Source organism: Bacillus sp. S14(2024) (genome assembly GCF_050473785.1).
GTDB lineage: Bacteria > Bacillota > Bacilli > Bacillales > Bacillaceae_G > Bacillus_A > Bacillus_A yunxiaonensis.
Genome location: NZ_JBFLUP010000006.1, coordinates 1,800,578 through 1,823,677, shown reverse-complemented (window position 1 = coordinate 1,823,677; position 23,100 = coordinate 1,800,578). Strand labels below are relative to the sequence as shown.

At 35.1% G+C, this 23,100-nt stretch carries 23 protein-coding genes and 2 pseudogenes; 14 read left to right on the top strand and 11 right to left on the bottom strand.

Annotation, left to right across the window (positions count from 1 at the left end; translation table 11 throughout):
• Positions 1–399: 399 nt before the first annotated feature.
• From AB1279_RS09665 to AB1279_RS09650, 4 genes and pseudogenes are all read left to right on the top strand, one after another.
• Positions 400–834 (top strand): SMI1/KNR4 family protein, encoded by a 435-nt coding sequence (locus AB1279_RS09665; protein ID WP_429758557.1) that lies wholly within the window; start codon positions 400–402, stop codon positions 832–834.
• Positions 835–1,393: 559 nt separating this feature from the next.
• A complete protein-coding gene (locus AB1279_RS09660; protein ID WP_429758556.1) occupies positions 1,394–2,035 on the top strand; it encodes a DUF3885 domain-containing protein in 642 nt (213 codons plus the stop codon).
• Positions 2,036–2,196: 161 nt separating this feature from the next.
• Entirely contained in the window at positions 2,197–2,574 is a 378-nt protein-coding gene (locus AB1279_RS09655; protein WP_429758555.1) for a TGS domain-containing protein, read from the top strand.
• Between the two features lie 299 nt (positions 2,575–2,873).
• Positions 2,874–3,440, top strand: a pseudogene (locus tag AB1279_RS09650) (class I SAM-dependent methyltransferase); the annotation flags it as partial.
• A 106-nt stretch (positions 3,441–3,546) separates the two neighbouring features.
• Here the strand turns inward: AB1279_RS09650 and AB1279_RS09645 are convergent.
• The 3 genes from AB1279_RS09645 to AB1279_RS09635 form a co-directional block, all read right to left on the bottom strand.
• A complete protein-coding gene (locus AB1279_RS09645; RefSeq protein ID WP_429758554.1) occupies positions 3,547–3,789 on the bottom strand; it encodes a hypothetical protein in 243 nt (80 codons plus the stop codon).
• 463 nt (positions 3,790–4,252) lie between these two features.
• Positions 4,253–5,182 carry a TnsD family Tn7-like transposition protein gene (locus AB1279_RS09640; protein WP_429758553.1) on the bottom strand — a complete coding sequence of 310 codons (930 nt, stop codon included), beginning with the start codon at positions 5,180–5,182 and terminating at the stop codon, positions 4,253–4,255.
• Positions 5,169–6,098, bottom strand: coding sequence for a TniQ family protein (locus AB1279_RS09635; RefSeq protein WP_429758552.1), 930 nt, complete (start codon positions 6,096–6,098; stop codon positions 5,169–5,171). The genes AB1279_RS09640 and AB1279_RS09635 overlap by 14 nt, the downstream gene beginning before the upstream one ends.
• Before the next feature lie 211 nt (positions 6,099–6,309).
• On the opposite strand from AB1279_RS09635, the gene AB1279_RS09630 reads away from it, so the two are divergent.
• The 6 genes from AB1279_RS09630 (at position 6,310) to AB1279_RS09605 (ending at position 10,875) form a co-directional block, all read left to right on the top strand.
• Entirely contained in the window at positions 6,310–6,612 is a 303-nt protein-coding gene (locus AB1279_RS09630; RefSeq protein WP_429758551.1) for a hypothetical protein, read from the top strand.
• Between the two features lie 104 nt (positions 6,613–6,716).
• On the top strand, positions 6,717–7,088 hold the full coding sequence (locus tag AB1279_RS09625; protein WP_429758550.1) for a hypothetical protein: 372 nt from the start codon (positions 6,717–6,719) through the stop codon (positions 7,086–7,088).
• A 1,025-nt stretch (positions 7,089–8,113) separates the two neighbouring features.
• Positions 8,114–8,923: a lipid II flippase family protein gene (locus AB1279_RS09620; RefSeq protein WP_429758549.1), complete on the top strand. Its 810-nt coding sequence runs from the start codon at positions 8,114–8,116 to the stop codon at positions 8,921–8,923.
• A gap of 1,074 nt (positions 8,924–9,997) precedes the next feature.
• The gene (locus AB1279_RS09615; protein WP_429758548.1) at positions 9,998–10,228 is read left to right on the top strand and encodes a DUF3953 domain-containing protein; all 231 of its coding nucleotides are present in this window, start codon (positions 9,998–10,000) and stop codon (positions 10,226–10,228) included.
• 25 nt (positions 10,229–10,253) lie between these two features.
• Positions 10,254–10,481, top strand: a complete 228-nt coding sequence (locus tag AB1279_RS09610) for a DUF3953 domain-containing protein (protein ID WP_429758547.1) — start codon at positions 10,254–10,256, stop codon at positions 10,479–10,481.
• 151 nt (positions 10,482–10,632) lie between these two features.
• Positions 10,633–10,875 (top strand): hypothetical protein, encoded by a 243-nt coding sequence (locus AB1279_RS09605; RefSeq protein WP_429758546.1) that lies wholly within the window; start codon positions 10,633–10,635, stop codon positions 10,873–10,875.
• Positions 10,876–11,262: 387 nt separating this feature from the next.
• Here AB1279_RS09605 and acnA read toward each other — a convergent pair whose 3' ends face one another.
• On the bottom strand, positions 11,263–13,986 hold the full coding sequence (acnA, locus tag AB1279_RS09600; protein WP_429758545.1) for an aconitate hydratase AcnA: 2,724 nt from the start codon (positions 13,984–13,986) through the stop codon (positions 11,263–11,265).
• 320 nt (positions 13,987–14,306) lie between these two features.
• Here acnA and sspO point away from each other — a divergent pair, with 320 nt between their 5' ends.
• Positions 14,307–14,456: a small acid-soluble spore protein O gene (gene sspO / locus AB1279_RS09595; RefSeq protein ID WP_429758544.1), complete on the top strand. Its 150-nt coding sequence runs from the start codon at positions 14,307–14,309 to the stop codon at positions 14,454–14,456.
• Positions 14,457–14,546: 90 nt separating this feature from the next.
• Here sspO and AB1279_RS09590 read toward each other — a convergent pair.
• From AB1279_RS09590 to AB1279_RS09580, 3 genes and pseudogenes are all read right to left on the bottom strand, one after another.
• Positions 14,547–15,041 (bottom strand): annotated as a pseudogene (locus AB1279_RS09590) (IS200/IS605 family accessory protein TnpB-related protein); the annotation flags it as partial.
• 147 nt (positions 15,042–15,188) lie between these two features.
• A complete protein-coding gene (locus tag AB1279_RS09585; RefSeq protein ID WP_429758543.1) occupies positions 15,189–15,869 on the bottom strand; it encodes a polysaccharide deacetylase family protein in 681 nt (226 codons plus the stop codon).
• A 91-nt stretch (positions 15,870–15,960) separates the two neighbouring features.
• Positions 15,961–16,224, bottom strand: coding sequence for a hypothetical protein (locus AB1279_RS09580; RefSeq protein ID WP_429748764.1), 264 nt, complete (start codon positions 16,222–16,224; stop codon positions 15,961–15,963).
• A 206-nt stretch (positions 16,225–16,430) separates the two neighbouring features.
• On the opposite strand from AB1279_RS09580, the gene AB1279_RS09575 reads away from it, so the two are divergent.
• Positions 16,431–16,577: a small acid-soluble spore protein P gene (locus AB1279_RS09575; RefSeq protein ID WP_429748763.1), complete on the top strand. Its 147-nt coding sequence runs from the start codon at positions 16,431–16,433 to the stop codon at positions 16,575–16,577.
• 149 nt (positions 16,578–16,726) lie between these two features.
• The gene (locus tag AB1279_RS09570) at positions 16,727–17,110 is read left to right on the top strand and encodes an Hsp20/alpha crystallin family protein (protein ID WP_429758542.1); all 384 of its coding nucleotides are present in this window, start codon (positions 16,727–16,729) and stop codon (positions 17,108–17,110) included.
• 243 nt (positions 17,111–17,353) lie between these two features.
• Here the strand turns inward: AB1279_RS09570 and AB1279_RS09565 are convergent, their stop codons facing one another.
• Positions 17,354–18,586, bottom strand: coding sequence for an MDR family MFS transporter (locus AB1279_RS09565; RefSeq protein WP_429758541.1), 1,233 nt, complete (start codon positions 18,584–18,586; stop codon positions 17,354–17,356).
• Between the two features lie 87 nt (positions 18,587–18,673).
• Positions 18,674–19,066, bottom strand: a complete 393-nt coding sequence (locus AB1279_RS09560; protein WP_429754269.1) for a hypothetical protein — start codon at positions 19,064–19,066, stop codon at positions 18,674–18,676.
• Between the two features lie 140 nt (positions 19,067–19,206).
• Here AB1279_RS09560 and AB1279_RS09555 point away from each other — a divergent pair, with 140 nt between their 5' ends.
• A complete protein-coding gene (locus tag AB1279_RS09555) occupies positions 19,207–20,415 on the top strand; it encodes an alanyl-tRNA editing protein (RefSeq protein WP_429758540.1) in 1,209 nt (402 codons plus the stop codon).
• A 123-nt stretch (positions 20,416–20,538) separates the two neighbouring features.
• On the opposite strand, the gene AB1279_RS09550 is transcribed toward AB1279_RS09555, so the two are convergent.
• Together AB1279_RS09550 and AB1279_RS09545 are read right to left on the bottom strand one after the other, a co-directional pair.
• Entirely contained in the window at positions 20,539–21,633 is a 1,095-nt protein-coding gene (locus tag AB1279_RS09550) for an acetyl-CoA C-acyltransferase (RefSeq protein ID WP_429758539.1), read from the bottom strand.
• Positions 21,626–23,089, bottom strand: a complete 1,464-nt coding sequence (locus AB1279_RS09545; RefSeq protein WP_429758538.1) for an acyl-CoA synthetase — start codon at positions 23,087–23,089, stop codon at positions 21,626–21,628. Before AB1279_RS09545 ends, AB1279_RS09550 begins: the two co-directional genes overlap by 8 nt.
• Positions 23,090–23,100 lie beyond the last annotated feature (11 nt).

The window sequence follows — 23,100 nt, the reverse complement described above, 5'->3', positions numbered from 1 at the left end:
CAGTCCACTGATATTTACTCTCCATAATTCACCTCTTATATATTCAGTATTATCAGTATCATTAAAATCAAACTGGTTATGCTGTATTTATTTTGAAAGTTTCTCTCCAAAAAGATGAATGCATGTTTGTTATTAACATGGTATTTTTCCTACCATACATGTCCATCTCTTGCTACATGTATATACAAATATACTAAAAATACGCCCTATTACTGAAAGTAACACTCCCTTCCATTTGAACAAACAAGTAAATGAACATATAAAAACGTTTTATATTTTTAGTCTATTAATGGACATTATTGATATTCTTATTGACTTAATGGAAGAGTTTCATATAATGAAACTTTCAGTTAAAATTAACATACATACAGAAAAAGCGTTAAAGAGAGGATACGTACTATGTGGAAGACTTTTATCAGCAATGTTTCAACAGATTTTCAATTTAAACTTCCTGCAACAAAAGCTGAAATATCCCAAATAACAGAAAAACTTAATGTGGAATTACCGAATGATTTATCCACTCTATTACATGAAACGAATGGTGTGTTGGATGAATATGATTGTTCTTTCATTTGGTCAGTTGAACAAATCATTGAAGAAAATCTGAATGTAAGAAATTTCGATGATTTTAAGGATTTATATATGCCTTTTGATTGTCTGTTGTTTTTTGCAGATGGAGGAAACGGTGATTTGTTTGGATATGCAATATTAAATGGATCTATACAAAAAGATGATGTATATGTTTGGAATCACGAAAACGATAGCAGAACTTGGGTTGCCCCATCATTACAGACATTTATTGAATGGTGGAATGATGGTACCATTACTGTTTAATTACAATTTTCAAGCTAACTTTTATATCGAAACCAATAAACTAACCTGAAGTGAAGCAAATTAGATAACATATGATTAGATAAAAAAAGATAAGAAAAACATGATGCATTGTGAAGATAACAGTTTATGTTCGCTTCGATGTAAGAGAATAGAAAAGATAAGATAAAATAAGAAATGACATATCGTGATAAAAGAAGATCTAGCAAAAATAAGAACCATCATGATTGCATGTTTCCTGACTTAAAAAAGATACGAATTTCAAAGAAAAAGAGCATTGAATACAAAATTAAGTAGTTCCGATAATGTGGAGAAAATCCAAAATCACAGGTTAAATAACTTATGAATTAGCAACATACATAACAATATAATTATCACACAAAAAAGCTTGGGGTAATTTAAGGAACCCCCCAAGCTTTTTGATTTTAATGAGGGTTCCTATTATCATCATTCGTATTTGAAATGACTTATACTTATGATAGTTTGCGTCTGTCTAAATTTAGTGTATAGTCTTGGATTTAAAATTTGATTAGTTATTTTCAAACTATGAAGAGGTGTTGAGATGAGGTTGAATGAGTATATGCTCGAAACGTTTCCCAATTTAGAACTTAGACCACCTCTATTTTATAATTGGGCTATTGGTATTCGTTTTAAATTAGGTGTGGACTATGATTGCAATAACATTTATGAAAATTGCCTATATTTAGAAGGTGTTTGTAACAGAGCGATTACTTTATTTAAGTCTTTACATTCACCAAAAGATGATATTTATGTTGTAGTGGATGTAAATGACTTTGCAGACGGTGAAACTTTCAAACATAAATTGAACATCTTTTCTAAGTATGTAAAAGAGAAGTCAGTTTTGTTTAAGTTACAGCAAAATACAATCCCTTATATTTTTCCAGAAGACGATGAAGATGGAGAATATAAAACACATAGATTTACTTTGAAATGTAAGGCTTCTGACTTTAAATACATTCCTATGCTAAAAGCAATTTGTAATCAAGATATGGGAATAAAACCGAGCATTTTTCATAGGGTGTATTTCATAAATATTAACAAGAACACTATATTTCACGTTTATGATGATAGAGGTTGTGATTTATTAGCTAGCTCCCCTAAAACAATTAGAGATATTTATAATACATTTAATGATTGGATATTAGATTACGATAGAAATAAAATTGATAAAGTATTTAATTGAATTTAACTTATTTTAAATAAGGGAAACACCATATTTAGGTATTTCCCTTTAATTAATATAAAAATCAACATTAATCTTTAATAGAGTCAAATATTTAAATAAATTTAACCAAGTCTGGATTTAAGGCGACAAAATGAGGCAGCCAACATGAGTTGCAAACTATGCTTCCAAAGATACTAGGAGAAGCTATTACCACTAGTAAAGCAGCAACAAAAGATTCCATAGAATTCTTAAATTTTGTCTCTTATGAGCTGTTTGAGAACAATATAGTTGTATTTACACCTAAATTAGATGTTATTCACTTACCAGAAGGAGCAACCGCTATAGATTTTGCTTTTTCATTAGATGCTGAGAAAGCAAAACAGATGGTTGCTGTCCGCATCAATGGTCAAATACGCCCAGTTTCAACTCCCCTATCCCACTGGGATATTGTAGAGATTTTAACTAGTCAATATCCCAGTGATAAGTCTTGTTGGCTCAATTTTGCATATACCTCTAAGGCGCAATTGGCAATACGAAGTGAATTGAGAAAAGAATAGTTCGAAAGATAATCTAATTGACTTCCGCTTACGAATTTTATATCTATAGCCCTCCATCTTAGGACTGTTATTTCATTTTTTTAATTCGGGGAAGCAAGGATACTTCTATTCAGAAACTATCTTAGTATATAAAATCCATGTTTTAACATTGAGTCTCATTAACAATAATATACAAGCCATCTAAGAAGAGGTCTGCTATTTTTACTGAAACTTAGAACAGCGGAGGCGATCATTCTTAATTTGGGAGCAACGACACTGCAAGGTGACTTGTTTTTACATTTAATAAGGTAGGCTTTAAAATCAATGAGTTAAAATATAAAAACTTTTACGATAAGGTTGGAAAAATAAACGGATGGGATTTTAGTAAATTACAGTGTATGTCCAAAGGAGTTAAGTGGGATTTTTATGAAGAAGTAACTAAAAGATGCAAAAGTTTAGATATTCTTTTAGACGTCGGTACAGGTGGAGGAGAAAATGTATTAAAAATTGCCTCTTCATTGCTTTTCTTAGTTGGAATTGATCTATCAAGTGGAATGATGGAAACGGCTCAATCAAATCTTAGGAAATCAAAAGTGTTAAACGTTCGATTTTCTCAAATGTCCTCTGATTGTCTACAATTTCCTGACGGTTTTTTTGATGTTATCTCATGTTGCCACGCACCGTTCTTTTCAGCGGAAATAGCCAGAGTGTTAAAAAGCGTGGGAACTTTTTTAACACAACAAGTAAGTGAAGCTGATAAATTAAATTTAAAGACTGCATTTGGACGTGGACAAGCTTTTGGAGAAGTTGATGGAACATTAAAAGAAAAATATATAAGGGAACTGAAAGAAACGGGTTTTACTGAAATTCAATCCTTTGATTACAACGCTCTTGTATCAAACATACGAAAACACGGCCGACAAATAATCGACCGTGTTTTTTGTAAAATCATAGCTTATCTTATGCGATTTTGATGATATCGAAGTCACTCATTTATAAAATCTCTGTCATCCCCATAAAAGAATAAATAATCAAACCTACTCCCACTAATCCTACAACCAATAAGACAAAAGACATACTCCATATATCAAAGAATACCCCAATAATATCCAAGGCATATTCAATAATGTTCTTCTTTCCTCCCCAATCAGATTCTTTCAAGGACACAAAGAAGAAGCTAAACCCTATAATAGTGAGAACAAATCCAAATATGATTAATGAAAAGTAATAGTTCAAATAAATTCTCCATCCCACGTAATGTATTCGTGTTTTTTGTAAAGCCATAGCCTATTATATACGATTTTGATGATATCGGAACATCACAAAACATAAGAAGCCAACAGATGCGTTAAGTAGGACAATTGAAACATCAGTGCGAATGAAGGCTATAGGTGCTTTGTGTATCCAGTCTTGATAGATGATATAAGAAAAGCCCGCACATAAACTAAACAATATGATAGCCCATAGGAGAAAATAATATGAAATAAATAATCTCATAAACCCTTCCTCCAACATTGTTTTTATTTACCTATTCCATATAATGTTCTTATATTCCTCTATACTCTTGTTGCATGAAACCTAGTTAGATGAAAAACCACAATAAAAAACAACCAAATTCAAACATTGATTACAAATTACAATGAAAAGAGCTGCTATTTATACATAAAATACAATGGAACGATTCCCACGAAAATGTCTTTTATTGATACATTTGCTTTCGAATCTCTTCTTGCACCACAAACGGTAACTGACACGGTGTCCAAAGATGTCCCCGATCCCGAATCGATGTTTCCGAAAGTTTTGTTCCTTTCTCCCGTAATTCCTCTGCTACAAAGCGTACTTTTCGTATATGAAACATCTCCATCGTTTCTACAGACTGTTCCAAATACGCTTTTGTTTTGGGAAGCTTCGGAACCCACTGATAGAAACGACTTACATTTCCCAGCTGAACGCCGATGCGATGCCTGGTAATGCGTACAGGCGGCACGGTTTTTCGTAATTTTTCTACCACTTCCTGTACAGATAGAAGATATGTCTCGTCACGCTCTTCCCAAGACACATGAGAATGCTTCACAGAAGCTGGCACATGCTTTCTAGTTGGCATCGTCCCTTGAAACCAAGACCCATCATACCGTAAAAGCCATTGATACAGGTGAATGTCCTTTGTTTTCAATTCTTGCCGTGACAGAGTACCATTTTGAATCAATATCGCAAACAACGCTGTCCGCTTCTTCCGCACCTGTTCTTTCTGCTCTCTTTCCTTCTTCCTTTTCTCGTCTTCTTGCCGCATTTGACGGGAGATGGTGTTCCCGCTCACCCCGATCATGTCACCGATTTCTGCAAATGACTTTTGATTTTTTCGCATCAAGCGAACGTGTCGATACCATGCTTCTCCGTACTGACGAACTGATATCAAACGATATCGGTCTTGCGGATGTTGATCAGGACCTTTTCGTGTATACGTAAACCCACAGAAACAAGAAAAAATGCCAAGCGGCACCCCGCTTTTTCGGTGGCGTTCGATTCGGACATTTGAAATCACCTCTTTGTGATAAAAGGAGCAAGCAAGATTTAAACAAGGCCACGGACCTTCTCCAAAAGGTGTGTCCCTCGAATCATAGGTATGCACATCCTCCCATGAAACACCGAAAAAATGAAGAAGCAACAGATGCCGAATGGGATGTAACCATATGATTGGCACGAAGTGGATAAATTTGCGCCCATGTTTGAGGAGAACACTTCGCTTGCAAGAGGTTCAAAATGTTTTCCCCATAGAACGAAGTAAAATCTCGATAGAGTGTGCTGCGGATTTTCCCTTGCGGCGTGAGGTATCCTTGGCGGCGAAGTAATGCATCATACACCTTTCGCAGCTGTGCATCATCAAAATGATTATCCGCCTTGGCTAGTTTTTCGCTTTCACACGACAAGTGAAACAGGATGGCTTCTTCTTTTGCAGACAGAGGCGGGATAACGGGCTCTCCGTGACACACGCTGCGGGTTGCTCTAACATACGGATTGTCGCTGTAGGAACGATACGGAACACTGCTGTTTCGCAACGGTTCATGATGCTGTGTGCAGTAAAACACGCTTGGCAGTTGATGCGTCATTCGCCAATACGTTTCCCCGTACATATGGTAATCCTCTGCTACACATGCGGAACAATACCGAAAGAAATGAGGCGGGCGAATCCAACTTCGTCCACCTCCCGCACTCGCAAAGGCCGTGATGCCATCCTCATACCCATTTACCATCTTGTCATACACCCTTTTTCGTACATCGTCATCTGTCGTATTTGTATAATATCGATACATCGTGTGCTTCCCTATCCACTCCTCTACCGATCCAACTCTAAAGTGGCTCACATGGCTATGTACATGCCCAAGATACATGGGACATTCCACATCAGATCGCTTATGAAAATTTCGATTGCCGAATAATTCTTCTAATGATTGTGTTTGAATCAGATTGCCGCTTCTCGCGTGATAACGAGCAATCAAGCTATGAAACAATTCGTCTGGATAGAACCTTGGAAACTGTGTAATCATGTAATCTCTCCTCTAAAAAAGAACATTTGCTCTTATTTTAAAAGGGAAATTTACGGCTTTCAATCCGTATTCACCGTGGCCAGTGTAAAAAATGTAGAACAAATGTGAGAGTTTATGTTTCGTCAAAAAACATCTCTATTTTCATCATACCTAAAGGATTTTAACTGTAAATTGAAGTAAAGAAATATATATTATAGAAGGAGGTAAGTGAATGGGATTTAATTGGATACAACTGTTGTTTTGGCCTTTTATGATTCTCTCTGTCTTGTTTTCCATGATTGGCATATATGTTAGGAAGCCGAACCTTTTGATTGTTTCTGCCATGCTCATCGTACCTCTATCACTATATTTATGCGGCATGCCCTTATTTTCTATATGGGGATTACTTTTCCCGTTTCTTTATATAGGTGCAGCAAAATCAATCAAAAAACAAAAAATTTGGTTAGCGATCTTGTTTTCTATACCTGTTTATTTGTTAATTGGATGGCTTGGATATACAGTATTAAGTCAGTGAAAATTCGTTTAGACTAAGAGGTTCATCGGATAAGAATGTTCCTTTTTGTTTCAAAGTCATATCGATGTGAATTTTTTGATAAAATTACAAAAAGGGGGATGGTTATGAGAAAACTGATTTGCTTATTAGTGGCAATCACATATTTGCTATCTCTTTCAGGGTGTAATAAGGCTTATAAATATACAGGAGAAAGTAAAAACTGGAAAGGTTCTGTTATCGTTAGTCAATCTGAGAATAGCAAGAGAATGGAAGGTTCTATTCTTTATAAAGGGAAAGACGGAGAAAAACTCAAGAATATTCAATGGACAGTTACAGATGATTTTGATAAACAAAATGGTAATGGGTCATTGAATGAAGGGAAAATTAACATTTCTTACTACTGCACAGGTTGTGCGACTCACGAGAAAGATGAACCCTTTCACGTAACAGTGGAAGGGGACGGCAATAAAGAAACATTTGAGATGACATATCAATAAGTGGAATCCCAATATCTCCAAGAATTAGATAATATTAAGGTTTGAAATTTTTTGTCTTATCGAACCTCGCAAACATAGACTTGGCGAGATTCGAGTTTTTTTGAATGCATTGTATATTACATAAAGAATGACGTACTTATTTTTGAGTACGTCATTTCTATTATATCCAATAACAACAGACATTTTAAGCAATACAACTATGTTTTTACAACACAAATTCTTTTATGGGTTGCCTGTTATACCCTTCTTCTCCAGCACATCGTATAAGTCTGCTTAGGTGTTTTAACTTCCTTTTGAAAATAGTGAGTTTCAAACAACTGATTTAGCTTGAAATAATCTCCCATACTACACTTTAATAAAACTCTTCATACACGTTTTTCTCATCGTCTTTACAGCTCCAAATTCGTGTAATACTCCACTTCCTCTGCAATCAACTGCCGAATTTCTTCCGTATAGGTACGACATTGGGATAATTGACTTACTCTCGTTTTCTTCACACGTTCACCGTTCTTATGAAGATACCATGCAGTCCATTTTTTTATATAGATTGAATAAATTATAAACAAAATTAGAATTATCATAGATAAAGATATAATGTGGCTCATTATATAAGAAAAAGAAGAATAAATACAGATAGAAAAATTCGGCATGTTTTATCTTTTTTTGTACTACAAACGACCTCATTTACTACAACAACATTTTCATAGTTGTTGTAGTAACAAATCCTATTGATTACACTCAAATCGCGTATGCTAGGAAACGAAAAGCGACTCCTTGAGTTATCAAGACCTAAATTATAAAAATCCATAAAAGATAATCTAAATGAACAATAATTACGTATACTGTGACAAAATTAAGTATACTCGAATGAAGCACGAGTTACGTGTGATCATTCATTGATTTTTACAAAAATTGTTTTTACAAAAAAAGCTTCAATCGGAATAATTTTTAATATATTCAATTTATTGTAAATTTGTTATATACTTATTTCGTTGTTTGTTCATAAAAATTCAAGGAGTATTATTATGGATTTTATTACCTTCAAAGTAATTGGTATTTTTGTATTTTTAATGCTTATGACTTCGATTGAAGTTTTGGGTTACGGTGTTCGACTTGTAGGAGCAAAGTTAGCTTTAGTTGCTTCAGCCTTTGCTATATATAATATCTTGTCGCTAGTTGCGCGATTCTCTAATATGTTCCAACAACCATTTACTGCTTCCTTAGTTGATAGTGCTACACAGAATGGTGGATTAGAATTGTTAGATAAACAATTTAGATTTTTGCTATTAGGCTCTACCATGGGAGTAATACTAGGGGGACTTTTAGTACCATTCTTTATGAAAATATTTTCTAAAAGTCTTGTACCTTTATCAAAAGATGGCTCGTTTTTTAATTTATTTAAGTTGATAAATAAAACAAATTATAAAAAAGTGAAAAATTATTTTGTTATAGTAAACAAAACTAATTTAGAAGGAGTAAATTTCAAGAATATATCATTTAAATTGTTTATCATTAATACAATCGTTTCTGCTGTATTTACAGTAGGAGTTATGTCTGCTTTGTATGCAACTTTATTAGTTCCCCAGTACGATAAAGCAGCAATGTCATCATCAAATATTATTACTGGAGTAGCTACAATTTTGTTAACACTTATTATCGATCCGAAATTGTCTTTTTTAACTGATAAAGTTGTACAAGACAATCGCAATTATGGAGAATTAAAAACTTTTACATTCATGATTTTACTTTCAAGATTATTAGGCACATTAATGGCTCAAATTATACTAGTTCCAGGTGCATATTATATAGCATGGTTTGCCAAAATTATTTCTTAAGCGTATAAAAAAAGAGAAGACGACGAAAAGTCATCTTGGTATTATCCCCTATAAGTAATAGTGTATCATCTACAATTTTTCTTGTAGCCTTTTTACACTGTCTACTTATAGGGGATAATACCATCTCAACGCTTGTATCTATCCTCTTCTTTTCAATTATATAAATACTCATTTTTGTCATTCATTTTTTATAGGAAATAAAAAAACTTGGTTGAGTAAATCCAACCAAGTTTTTTGCCCTTTACCTTCCAATTTAATGAGAATACAAAGTCTGAAGTACCTATTCACAATCACTTTGTTTCATTTGAATCAGGTACACTATTAATTTGTTGAGGTACGTTAATATTTGTGTAGGTACACTAATAATTGTCACTTTTCATTACTTCTTACTAACACACTATTCTTATCTCCCCTTCGAACATAACTATATAAACATACACCATTAGACGGGGTTCATTTCGCAGAATTGTTACCCCCTCTATTAGATAGAAAAAATACTTACATGTAACGTTTTTAATTAAATTGAATAAACCAAACTGCATGGAATAAATCTTTGATGAAGGTGAACCATTTAAAAAACTTCATTTAGGCATTGGGTATAATTTGAATTTTCAGTTATAATTAACGTATACATATTTAAGTAAAGGTAAATTATTTGCAGGAGCGATGCTAATGAAGGACTTCATTGTAGTTTTCATTTCTATTTTGCTTTCAAACCTCATTTCCAAATTCCTCTATCATTATATCGGTATAAGTTACAATGTATTTCGAGATAAATTCGACTTGTTGTTATTTATAATTGATTTCGGGATATATTTCACCATCTTTTTAACAATCTACTCTCTTTTACGTAAATTTTTAGTAAAAGAAAAGAATTGAATTGTTCTTTTTTTCTTATGTATACAAAGAATTCTCCCATTTTCAGATTTCGTAGGAATGAGATGAGATAAAAATAAAGACATGTCCCAGATTCAAGCACTGGTTTGACATGTATAGTAGCAGGTATTTTCGTGTGGGCTGTTCTCGCAGCAAAGTATAATTATGTAACGACTATTTTCCTACGGAGGAATGAACATGTTAAAGGTTGTTCGGATTACATTTGCACTCATTGCATTAACTTTGTCTATCTATAGTTTTATTACAGAAAACAGAGGCATTATGCTTTATATGTTCATTACTTTAGGCTTAATGTCTTTCATTATGAGCATTGAGGAATTACGTGAACAAAGGAAAGCAAGTGGAACGATCTGTTTTATAGTTGGAGCTACTGTTTTATTCATCGCCATATCAGAATTTCTTCGCTAATATTAGCTTTTGAAGGAGGGACACAATGCTAACTGGATTACGTATTTTTTTCGGACTGCTTACAATCGTTCTCGGGGTTTATTATTATTTTACTAAAGCCGCTACACTTCCTTACATGCAGCTTTCACTCGCATGTATGTTTATTATCATGGGCATCTCTGAACTGAAAGCAAATAGAAAAACAATGGGGATCGCTTCCTTTTTTGTTTCTGGTTTTATCTTCTTCATTGTAATTTCGGTATTTTTGCGATAGGCTCTGTTAAAAAAGATTGTTGATTTGAGAGGTGTTTCAGCTGAAGAAAAGAAATCTATTGTATTTCGTATTTGTATGTATTTTAATATTATTTTCTGCTTGTAATAACACTAAAACAAATTCAAATGAAAAAGGTGGGGATAATACAACTATGTCCCTAGAAAAAATCGCCGAGAATAGCTTATCGGATAAAGAAAAGATGGAAATTATAAAAAATGAAAAGCCTGTAATCGGGGAACGAATTGTTACTAAAAAACAAGCTCACCTAATAGGTGAACAATACGATGGAAAAACCGTTACATCGGTGACGTTCGTAACAAATAATCAAGTATTAGGTAATATCACTGTTTATCTATATGATGGAAAAGTAATTGGCAAGGGGCTTAGAGATTGAAAAATAGGAGTAACGTAAAGGGTGCATCTAAATCGATGCACCCTTTACTATTAAAAAATTATAGTTTGAAAATCAACAATTAATAATAACAGAGCCTTGCGATAAAAAGATAAAAGCCATCTTAGTAACGATATTTTTGTTTGGCGACACTTCTCTTTGTCACATTCCAGAATAATCCGAAAAGCCAAATAAACAATTACACAAATAACAAATATATTCAATTTCAAATAAAGCATAAAAACTCAAAGTAAATTTCACTCTGAGTTTTTATGCTTATTTTTGTATATAATTCCAAACCGACTTAGTAACACATCTTTTTGTAAAGTAACATATCTTTTTGTAAAGTAACACTTCTTTTTGTCACTTTTCAACTAGTAAATCTATAACTTAGTTAGATACCTTAGACTCTTCTAACTTCTCACGAAGAACCATTTGTAAGATACCACCGTGACGGTAGTAGTCGATTTCTACTTCACTATCGAAGCGTGCTACTACTTCAAATTGTTTTTTGTTTCCTTCTGAGTCAGTCGCAACAACTTTTACAAGGTCGCGTGGTTTTACTGTTTTATCAATTTGAATTTCAAATGACTCTTGACCAGTAAGACCTAATGTTTCTGAACTTTCACCATCTTTAAATTGAAGCGGTAATACGCCCATTAATACAAGGTTACTGCGGTGAATACGCTCGAAGCTTTCTGCGATAACTGCTTTAATGCCTAAAAGGTTTGTACCTTTTGCAGCCCAGTCGCGTGAGCTTCCCATACCGTAATCTTTACCAGCGATAACAAGAAGACCTGTTCCGTCTTGTTTGTATTTCATTGCAGCATCATAGATAGATGTCACTTCGCCTGTTGGCCAGTATGTTGTGAATCCACCTTCTGTGCCAGGAGCGATTTGGTTTTTAATACGAATGTTCGCGAATGTACCGCGCATCATTACTTCATGGTTACCACGGCGAGAACCGTAAGAGTTGAAGTCAACTGGCTGCACACCATTTTCTAATAAGTAACGGCCTGCTGGTGTGTTTTTGCCGATAGATCCTGCTGGTGAAATGTGGTCTGTTGTTACAGAATCACCAAATTTACCAACTACGCGCAGTCCTGAAAGTGTTTCCACTTCACCTGGCTCTTTTGATAACCCTTCGAAGAACGGCGGGTTTTGGATATATGTTGAGTCGTTATCCCAAGTATATAACGCTTCGTTTGAAGTTTGGATTTCATTCCAGCGTTCGTTGCTGTTAAATACTTGTGCATATTCTTTCTTAAATAGTTCAGAAGTTACAACATTTTGTACAACTTCTTCGATTTCTGCCGCTGTTGGCCAGATGTCGTTAAAGTAAATTGGATTACCGTTTGCATCGTTACCGATTGCATCATTTTTCAAGTCGATATCAACTGTACCAGCAAGTGCATAAGCCACAACTAATGGTGGAGATGCTAAATAGTTTGCTTTTACAAGCGGATGAATACGACCTTCAAAGTTACGGTTACCAGAAAGGACAGATGTTACTAATAAGTCATTTACAGCAATAGATTCTTCTAATTCTGGTGCTAATGGACCGGAGTTACCGATACAAGTTGTACAACCGTAACCTACTGTTTGGAAGCCTAATTGATCTAAGTAAGTTGTTAATCCCGATTTATCTAAGTATTCTGTAACAACTTTAGATCCTGGCGCTAATGATGTTTTTACGTAACCAGGTACTTTCATTCCTTTTTCAATTGCTTTTTTCGCAACTAAGCCTGCACCAATTAACACATATGGGTTAGATGTATTTGTACAGCTTGTAATTGCTGCGATTGCAATTGCACCTGTTTTCATCGTTACTTCTTGATCTTGTAATACAACTTTCATTTCTTTATCAAATTCTTGCTCTGAGAAGCCGAATCCTTGGTTACCAACTGGTGCTACAACAGCTTTACGGAACTCATCTTTCATGTTAGAAAGAGGAATTAAGTCTTGTGGACGTTTTGGACCAGAAAGGTTAGACTCAATTGTATTTAAATCAATTTCAACAAGATCTGTATAGATTGGATCTTGACTATCAGCTGTGTAGAATAAGCCGTTCGCTTTACAATATTCTTCAACGATGCGAATTTGTTCTTCGCTTCTTCCTGTTAAACGTAAGTAATCTAATGAAATATCATCGATTGGGAAGAATCCACAAGTTGCACCGTACTCTGGTGCCATGTTAGAAATTGTTGCACGGTCAGCTAATGGCATGCTTTGTAAACCGCTGCCAAAGAACTCAACAAATTTTCCAACTACACCTTTTTGACGCAATACTTGTGTTACTTTTAATGCAACGTCTGTTGCTGTTGTACCACTTGGAAGTGTACCAGTTAATTTCACACCGATTACTTCTGGAACTGGGAAGTATGATGGCTGCCCAAGCATACCAGCTTCTGCTTCAATACCACCAACGCCCCATCCAAGAACACCGATTCCGTTAATCATTGTTGTATGAGAATCAGTTCCTACTAATGAGTCTGGATATGCAACAAGTTCACCTTCAGCATTTTTCACTGCATGAACAACCGGTGCTAAATACTCAAGGTTTACTTGGTGAACGATACCTGTTGCTGGCGGAACTGCACGGTAGTTATCAAATGATTTTTGTGCCCAGCTTAAAAATTTATAACGTTCTTCATTACGTTTAAACTCTAAGTCCATGTTAAATTGAAGCGCGTCTGGTGTACCCGCTCTATCTACCTGTACAGAGTGGTCAATAACAAGATCAACTGTAATTTCTGGATTGATTTTATCAGGATCTCCGCCCATATCTGCCATTGCTTTGCGAAGAGAAGCTAAATCAACAACAGCTGGAACTCCTGTAAAGTCTTGTAAAATAACACGAGATGGTTTAAACGGTACATCGATATCTTGAATATCTTTCGTTCCCCATTTCGCTAAATTTTCAACATGTTCTTCTTTAATAACACGGCCATCAACTTGACGAAGTACTGATTCAAGTAATACTTTAATTGAATATGGTAGCTTAGAAACATTACCTACCCCTGCGTTTTCAAGCGCTTTCAGATTATAATAGTGATACGTATTTCCATCTACTTCAAATGTTGCGCGAGTTTGAAATGGATTGTGTTTTACCATTATGGTTACCCCCCTGTTAAACGTGACTGAAATTGTCTGAATATAAAATGTAGACAAACTTTTCAATACCTTACGATAATATATTATTACAACTTAATGGATAAGTAAATAAGAAGAAACTTATAGTTTTTCATAAGTTTTCTTTATAACTTCGTTGCTGCATATTAAATTACTGGTTAACAGATACTATTTTTATAAAGTGAAACTGCTTTTTAGAAAGCGTCTTTCTTTATAAAAATTGAACTATCTAGGTTCTTATGGTTAGTTTTATTTTCATTCTCAACCAAATTTCCAAGCCAAAAATATTAGGGGGAATCATAATGGGAAAACGTAAAGCAAATCATGTCATTCCAGGAATGAACGCAGCCTCTGCACAAGGACAAGGTACAGGGTATAATGAAGAATTTTCGAATGAGCCATTAACAGCAGCTCAGCGTCAAAACAATAAAAAGCGTAAAAAGAATCATTGAACTATCCCTACCTAAACTCCTAACGGGTTTTGAAGAAGGGGATTCCCAACAGGGACAACTAAGACAAAATGCTTAGAAGACCATACCCATTCAACAAGGTATGGTTTTTCTGCTTTCAAACTTAGACAAACCTTTTACGTCCAAGTCTGTAAGAGCCCCTGGAGGAAAAAGTTCGTTCACAGAACGAATCTTGTTATGGTTCGAAAGCTCCATCTGATAGAATGTGTGAACACGCAAATCAGACAGGATGCCAGACAGCCACTTCCATTGCGCCCAATGATGCAGACCTACCATCTTCTCCGGTAATAGTGAATACAAAATTGGTGGAAGTTTTTCTTTAAATCCCATTGCTCTTCTAGCAATGACGTAAGAAGCTGCTTGGTGAATGCTAATACCAAAACGTTTCATATATTTGATTTTACCAATTTGAGAAGTATACGCTGGATTTACCTCAAATACTGCTATACCCATCTTCTCAGCACGGCTTTTAATAGCTGAAATCATCTTTTTGTAAGCAAACATGCTCATCATCATGTTTGCTTTTTTGTTGCCATAAGGGTTCTTAACCTTTGCTTTTGTTGTGTTTAATGTTTCTACTTATATACTTGAAAAAACACAAAAAAGCGATTCATTCCCCACCTCCCCTCTTCACTTCTCTCTGCCTCTTGAAGTGGCGGTCTTCACGCTAGATATGATAAAACAAAATCCCAAAAGATTATCTTTTGGGATTTTTCAATGCTTATACTTCAATAACTCCGATACTTTCACGAATCGATACCCTTGTTTTTGCAAAGCTGGTAAAATCTCTTTTAATGCTTCGACAGTTTGGCTTCTATCGCCTCCTCCATCATGCAATAAAACAATATCACCACTCTTCGCATTATTTAAAACGTGATTTACAATCTTATCCTTTCCAGGATTAGACCAATCTCTTGGATCTTGATGCCAAGACCATAATACAATTTCATATCCTGCTTCTGTTGCCGTATTAAATACAGATTCATTAATATATCCACCAGGTGGACGAAAAAGAAGAGGTTTATCTACCCATTTTTGTAAATACCGTTTTCCCTCTAGAATATCATTTTCGAGTTTTTGTCCTGTTGCACTACGTGCATACAAATGATTCATTGTATGATTACCAATTTCATGCCCTTCCTTTAACGCTTGGTCAATTAAATATGGATTACGCTTAACTCGGAATCCAATCATAAAAAAAGTTGCTTCAGCATTATATTGGCGCAATATATTTAAAATTTGAGGTGTATATGTAGAATCCGGACCATCATCGAATGTTATTGCTATTATTTTTTCATTAGTTGGCACTTCCCATGTTACGTGACCAGTTGGTTCTAACTCTTTTCTCATTAACATTTTTGCATCAACATGTTCAATTCCTATCATACTTAACATAACAATAATACAACTAATTATAATGCATTTTCCTTTAATTATCATGAGCTCGTCTTATGTGAAAAGGCTGCTGAGACTACTCAACAACCTATTAATCACGCACTTCCTCCACATTTTGCATAATATGTTGCAAATCTTGTTCATATTGTTGCAATTGCTTTCGCTGTGTTTCAGAAGCAACTTCTAATGCATTTTGAATTTGTTCATATGCTTCATGCACTTCTTGACGTAAATGTTTTAAATCCTGTGCATAATTTGGATCGTTTTTTACAATGTTGTTATATACATTTTCTGCATCCACCGTTCCTTGCTGTGCAGCTTGAAATGCTTGTTGCTTATCTTTATGATACGGCATAATCATTCCCCTTTCTGTTATTACTCTCCATTATCTTTTACCTTTACCTCAAAAAACATTCTCGTATAAATTTATGAAGTTTTCTCATCCTAATATAGAGCGGAATTTTAGACTTGGTACTTTCCTTCCGCTAATTCATTTCGCTAATCGAACTCTACTGTTCATTTGAATAACCACTAAAGCACAAGAAAAAGAGGGGTATAATAATGGAGAAAAATAACAGAAAATCCACTCGTAAAAATTCTCCGCAAGGACAAGTTTCTGGTGGTCAACCAGAACCGTTAAGCGGATCACACAAAGTAAAAAATAAAAAACATACGCGTCAAAAAAATCATGCTCACCATGACATGTAAAAAAGCAGACAGTGCATGCGCACTGTCTTTTTATCATATATTTCTAATATCTTCTCTTCTTTTTAAGCACATTTCCCCCTTTCTTTTTCACCTCTATTCTCAAAGTGAATATCGTAATATGAATGAATTTTTATGGAGGTTTTCTTACAATGGGCAAGAAAAAGAAAAAAGACTGCCTTTTTCATGTTGATGGCTTTGAAGAATGGATGAATCAATTTTGCTCCGATTTATACGCAAATTCCCCCTCTCCAAACGGTATCCATATTGACCTTTTTGAAACAGAGCAAGAATATATTTTAGAAGCCGATATTCCGAACATATTAGAGCGAAATATTCTGATTAAAAAGATGGAGACAGGCCTACAAATTAACATATTTTGTAACAATTCTGCCTTGCAGCATATGATTTTCTTACCAACCAATATTATATATAAAAAAATGTTAGCCTATCTTGATAATGGTCTTCTTACCATTCACATTTCTAAAACAGAAACAGCGCAATTTACAGAACAAACTGTCCTCTTTACAGAATGAATAGTCATATAAAAATCTAACACATGAGATAAGAAATACCCTTTTTTCTACAAAATAAAGTGAAATTGCCATGAGTGAGAGTATTACTGCCCGCATATGGCATGATAGAGCAGAAAGTAACAGAAAATTTGAAAGCAATTAACACCTTAAAACTACTATTGCACTGGCAATAATAAAAGGAGGCTGATTTTTAAAATGATCAGCCTCCTTTATTCATAAAACTTTATTTCGTCCCTACACGCATTACATTTGCGCTTCCCATTTTTCTTCTATCGTTCTTTTACGCAGCAAACTTCTTGTCAACAACAGAATCGGAAATGCAAGCATTGAAAGCACCGCCAAAATTGTAAAAATCGTAAAACCATTATGGTAACCGTAATGATCTAACAGCAGCCCGCCAAACCATGGCCCAATAACAGCTCCAATTCCTGAGAATCCCATTGCCCCAAAATATGTTCCCTTTAAATTTGCAACAGCAATTTGATCAATAAACACATCTGTCATAGAAAACATTAATACTTCTCCAATTGTAAATATGATCGTACAAACGAAAACAGCCCACATTGATCCCGCAAATCCAAATCCACATAATCCTACACCAACAAGTAATGTACCAACCATAATGGATACAAGCGGTGTATACTTTTTACAAACTTGAATGAGTGGATACTGAACAATTACTACAGTAATAGCGTTTAATGTTAATGCATAAGAAAATAATTTCACTCCATTTTCAAATAGATGGGAGTTCGCAAAATATTGAGAAAGCGTTGATGAAAATTGTGAGTATCCTGCTGTACTAATAATAATTCCAATTAATGCAACTAAAAAAACAATGTCTTTTCTTATAATGCGCAAGGAATCCATAAAAGTAACTCGTTCTGTCTCTTCTGTTTTTTCTTCTCCAACATGATACTTTCGAAGTTGTAATGCGAGTACAATTGTATAAAGAGCATACATAATAGCTGCTATAAAAAATGGTGTTGTTGATTCAGCAGTTCCAACCTGAAGACCAACAAGCGGCCCAATCGCAACACCAACATTAATAGCACCATAACGTAAGTTAAACATCATTAAACGATGCTCCGGCTTTGTTAAATCGGATAATAAGGCGCGAGACGTTGGTTCAAAAAATGAACGACACATCCCATTTAGCGCATTTAGTAAGAAAAATGTTAAAACATGCTCCGCAAATCCAAATCCAATAAATACACAAATCCAAACAATAATAGATGATAACATAATCTTTTTTCGTCCATAACGATCTGATAAATTCCCGCCAATGAAACTTGCAAATACACCTACTAATGCGCTCGTTCCAATAATCGCTCCTGTAACTCCTGCTGATATTCCTTTTGCATTCGTCAAGTAAATTGCTAAAAACGGAATACTCATTGATGTTGCAAACCTTGCAAATAATGTTCCAATAATAATAGTCATCCCGATAGGGTGAATATGTTGTAACTTCCCCTTCATCTCTTTCACCTTCTCTATCTACAAATACAATACAAAGAAAAAGAAAGCTGAAAAGCAGCTTCCTTTGAAAACATGATTTTTGTTTTCCTAAACGCGAGCCGTTCGTTTTAGCTCCATATCAATACCATATGTAAATTGTAATTCTTTTAATACTGCCTCTGCTTCAATGTCTATATTATGTTTACTATTAAACTCAGCTACCCAACTCTCTACTTCTTCATGTGTATAGCTATATTCTCCAGCTATCCAACTTTTCATATCAAAACATTCATTAATACAAACCTGAATAAGCAACTGATCGTACATAGCGATTACATCTTCTTTCTTCCATAACAATTCTTTCACATATAACCGATCAAACGTTACACTTTCTCGGTTACATTCTGTTAAATGCCGGGTCATTTCATGCAATTCTCGGTATATCTCAGAAATATTCGTATTCAGATGAATCAGTTTACGTACACCATTTTCATATAACATTTCATCCACCCCCGTTATGTTCCCCTTTTTCTTATTATAGCAAGAAAATTCTAAAAAAGAGAATTTTTCTTATGAAATATTAGGAAAGTGATACGTATTGTTTTACAATGAAAATAGTTACATTTGAAAGGAGTATAGACGTGAACCAAAAATTATATTACAAAGATGCATACTTACAAACATTCACAGCTCAAATTACAAAACAAACGCGTGACAACGATGGTAATATATATGTCGTATTAACAGAAACAGCTTTTTATCCAACCGGCGGTGGGCAGCCACATGATACGGGACAGTTAAATCAAACTCCTGTTATAAATGTGGAGGAAATAGATGGAGAAATTCGCCATTACATTACTAAAGAAATACATACAAATGAAGTAACAGGAGGTATTTCTTGGAAACGTCGTTTCGATCATATGCAACAACACGCTGGACAACATATTTTGTCTGCTATATTTTGGGACCATTTTAATATTCCAACAATCGGTTTTCATTTAGGAAGAGAAATCGTAACAATTGATTTAGAAACTTCCGACCTTTCTTTAGAAACAGCCGAAGAAGCTGCTTACCTTGCTAATCAAATTGTTTTTGAAAATCGTCCCATTACAGTTCAATGGGTAAACCAAGAAGAAGCAAAACAGCTTCCCCTTCGCAAGGAACCAACTGTAACAGAAAACATTCGTGTTGTGATTATTGAAAATCTTGATTATAACGGCTGTGGCGGTACACATCCAAAACAAACTGGTGAAGTCGGCCCGATTCAGATTATCGATTGGGAGCGTCATAAAGGAAACATTCGACTTACATTTGTTTGCGGCTGGCGTACAATCGGACTTATGAAGCGCAATCAAGCTCTCGTAAAAAGCGCAGCCCAGCAATTACATAGTAAAGAAGACGATATTCCAAACAAAATAAATCAGCTCCTTTCTTCTCAAAAGGAAAATGAAAAAGCACTGCAAGCAGCGAACGAAAAACTCATTCTTGTAGAAGCAAATGAATTATTACAACAATCAGAGAAAACTTCGTTTGGAAAACAAATTGCAGTTAACTTTACAGATCGTTCTATGCAGGAACTGGCTAAATTAGCAGCTCTCATTACAGAGCAAGATGAACATATCATTACATATTTTGTTACACAAAACGGTGAAAATTTACAATGCATTTGCGCATGCGGTAAAGCCGTTGAACAAAACATGAATACTCTGTTAAAAGCAGCTCTTCCCCTTATAGAAGGAAAAGGTGGAGGTAATCAAAAAAGCGCGCGCGGTGGCGGAAAAGCAACCATTTCAGGTGAAGCATTTTTAGCTCATCTCATTCATATACAAAAAGAAACGCAAGAAGCATAAATAGCTTCTTGCGTTTCTACTATATTTGGAGACTCTTCTCTTTCATAATATGAAGGAGTTGATGATACGAATGAATATAATAATCTGCACCTTGAATTGCTAAATTTTGAAAGGTTATGATTCCTAGCTTTCTACCTTTTCGAACAAAAGCGCAAGTCCAATCCCTCCGCCAATACCTAACGTTGCAATCACGTATTTCATCTGTTCTCTTTGTGCTTGATAAAATAATCTTGTCACAAGCATTGCTCCCGATGCACCGTACGGATGTCCAAGAGCAATCGCTCCGCCGTTTACATTTAATTTTTCATAAGGAATGTTTAGCTCTTTCGCACATGCAACTATTTTGGAAGCAAACGCTTCATTCATTTCAATATAATCAATATCTTCCATGGTAAGATTCATCTGTTGCAATAATTTTTGCACCGCAAATATCGGTCCACTACCGGGAAAATGAGGATCTACACCAGCAACGACACTATGCACAAATCGTAGCACCTGTTTATAACCAAGCTTTTCAGCTTGCGTTTCATTCATAATAAGAAGTGCACACGCTCCATCATTCACTCCACATGAATTACCTGCCGTCACTGTTCCCTCTTGTAAAAAGGCAGGGCGTGTTCGTTTTATAATTCTTTCATAATTCATACGAGGCTTAATCGTTTCATCTTCTATAATATGAGAAACTGGTACAATTTCTTCTTGTAAATATCCTTTTTCTAATGCTGCTAATGTTCGTTTATAGCTTAAACATGCATAAGCATCTTGCATCTCTTTTGTAATTTCGTAACGCTCAGCTACATACTCTGCAGCAACACCCATATCAGGATCGCCAATATGTTCAGGTGAGAAGCGCGCTCGTTTCTCAAATAGTGAAGTGCTTACACTTTCGGCTCCACCTGCAATGTAACAAGTTCCCGCTCCGCCCTGAATTAGATGGCATGCCAATCGAATCGCTTCCAGTCCAGCTCCGCACTGACGATCAATCGTCACACCTGGTACAGCATACGGGAGACCTGCCTCTAATGCCGATAACCGAGCTACATTCCCACCAGGCCCGACAACATTTCCGAATATAACATCATCGATTTCTTTTTCAATACCTTTACTTATATATGTAAGTAAAGGGGCCGCTAATTTTTCAACCGAATAATCTTTAAATATCCCATTTACCTTTCCAATCGGAGTGCGTTTCGCTTCAACAATTACTGCTCTATTCATACATAAACTCCTGCTTTTCAATGATTTCTTTCGCTTCTGCCCGTGCAACTTTCCCGCTGCTTGTATGAGGAATTACATCTACAAAATACCACTCTTTCGGAATTTTATAGGAAGATAACTTTCCAAAACAAAATGCCTTCAGCTCTTGTTTTGATACCGCTCCTTTAACCAGCACTACCGTTTTTTCTCCCCAATACACATCTCTCTTACCAACAACAACTGCTTCATCAACATTTGGATGCATCTGCAATACACGTTCAATTTCTTCAGGAAAGATGTTGATTCCACCATATATAATCATATTTTTTTCTCGTCCTACAATATATAAAAATCCATCTTCATCAACATACCCCACATCATGAACTGTCATCCATCCATCACTCGTTACATGACAAATTGGTGCATCATCTATTATATATCCCATAAAAAACTGTTCACTCTTCACATAAATTGTGCCGACTTTTCCTTGCTCGACTTCTTGTCTTTCCCCATTACGAATACTAATTTTCACATTATGGCATGGTCTTCCAACTGAAGATGGTTTATTTTCATTATCAGTATGCGATAGTGCTGTAACAAAGCTTAATTCAGACGCGCCATAAAATTCATATCGCTTTGCCTTTGGAAAGACCTGTTTTATTTTTTGCTTTGCTTCAGCTTCCCATTTTGCACCTGATGAAATAATCTTTATCTCTCGTTCTATAACTTTTTCTTCTTTGTATAAGGACTCTAGCATTGTTGGAACTGTGTACATAACAGAAATAGCTTCATTTTCTAATATTGAAAGAACACGGTTTGGAATGAACTTTTCTGTCATATATATCGTTTGTCCTAAAAATAAAGCACTCATTGCACCGTATAAAAAGAGAGAGTGAACGAACGTTCCCGCGAGCAATACTGTATCATCCTTTTGCATATGAAAATCATGAACGTTACAAGCAAAGCTTTCTACCCATGATTGTTGTGAACGAAGAAACGCTTTTGCTTTTCCAGTTGACCCTGATGTGAATCCCATATAAAAAGGTAACTCTTCTACCTTTTCTACACAATTTACTGTAATAGAAACATTTGCTATCCTTTCAGACCACGTACTGATAGAAAATACTTTACTATTTGTTTGAGGCAACTGATTACATTTATGCTGTGCTACAACTATAATAGAAGGCTGTACGATTTGTAGTCGTTCCTCAAGTTCATGAATATTCCACTTTGGATCAAGTGGTACACAAATCCAGCCTGCCATAGAAGATCCAGCAAAAATTTGTAAAAACTCCACACTATTATCAAGCAAAATCGCAATCTTTTTATTACTTGATTCTTCCTCGCGAAGCCAATTGGCAACTTGACATACAGATAGATGCCACTCTTTGTATGTAACTGCTCTATCTTTTATTTTGATTGCAATTTTATTCGGTTGATATTGAGCATGCGCTGCATACGTTCTTGTAATTCCCACCTATTCCACTT

Coding starts and splice junctions, on each gene's coding strand:
- AB1279_RS09575 (WP_429748763.1), top strand. CDS start 16,431: ATGGAGAAAAATAACAGAAAATCCACTCGTAAAAATTCTCCGCAAGGA.
- AB1279_RS09665 (WP_429758557.1), top strand. CDS start 400: ATGTGGAAGACTTTTATCAGCAATGTTTCAACAGATTTTCAATTTAAA.
- AB1279_RS09625 (WP_429758550.1), top strand. CDS start 6,717: ATGAGAAAACTGATTTGCTTATTAGTGGCAATCACATATTTGCTATCT.
- AB1279_RS09655 (WP_429758555.1), top strand. CDS start 2,197: ATGCTTCCAAAGATACTAGGAGAAGCTATTACCACTAGTAAAGCAGCA.
- AB1279_RS09635 (WP_429758552.1), bottom strand. CDS start 6,098: ATGATTACACAGTTTCCAAGGTTCTATCCAGACGAATTGTTTCATAGC.
- AB1279_RS09615 (WP_429758548.1), top strand. CDS start 9,998: ATGTTAAAGGTTGTTCGGATTACATTTGCACTCATTGCATTAACTTTG.
- AB1279_RS09570 (WP_429758542.1), top strand. CDS start 16,727: ATGGGCAAGAAAAAGAAAAAAGACTGCCTTTTTCATGTTGATGGCTTT.
- AB1279_RS09565 (WP_429758541.1), bottom strand. CDS start 18,586: ATGAAGGGGAAGTTACAACATATTCACCCTATCGGGATGACTATTATT.
- AB1279_RS09610 (WP_429758547.1), top strand. CDS start 10,254: ATGCTAACTGGATTACGTATTTTTTTCGGACTGCTTACAATCGTTCTC.
- AB1279_RS09620 (WP_429758549.1), top strand. CDS start 8,114: ATGGATTTTATTACCTTCAAAGTAATTGGTATTTTTGTATTTTTAATG.
- AB1279_RS09580 (WP_429748764.1), bottom strand. CDS start 16,224: ATGCCGTATCATAAAGATAAGCAACAAGCATTTCAAGCTGCACAGCAA.
- AB1279_RS09605 (WP_429758546.1), top strand. CDS start 10,633: ATGTCCCTAGAAAAAATCGCCGAGAATAGCTTATCGGATAAAGAAAAG.
- AB1279_RS09585 (WP_429758543.1), bottom strand. CDS start 15,869: ATGTTAAGTATGATAGGAATTGAACATGTTGATGCAAAAATGTTAATG.
- sspO (WP_429758544.1), top strand. CDS start 14,307: ATGGGAAAACGTAAAGCAAATCATGTCATTCCAGGAATGAACGCAGCC.
- AB1279_RS09550 (WP_429758539.1), bottom strand. CDS start 21,633: ATGAATAGAGCAGTAATTGTTGAAGCGAAACGCACTCCGATTGGAAAG.
- acnA (WP_429758545.1), bottom strand. CDS start 13,986: ATGGTAAAACACAATCCATTTCAAACTCGCGCAACATTTGAAGTAGAT.
- AB1279_RS09560 (WP_429754269.1), bottom strand. CDS start 19,066: ATGTTATATGAAAATGGTGTACGTAAACTGATTCATCTGAATACGAAT.
- AB1279_RS09630 (WP_429758551.1), top strand. CDS start 6,310: ATGGGATTTAATTGGATACAACTGTTGTTTTGGCCTTTTATGATTCTC.
- AB1279_RS09660 (WP_429758556.1), top strand. CDS start 1,394: ATGAGGTTGAATGAGTATATGCTCGAAACGTTTCCCAATTTAGAACTT.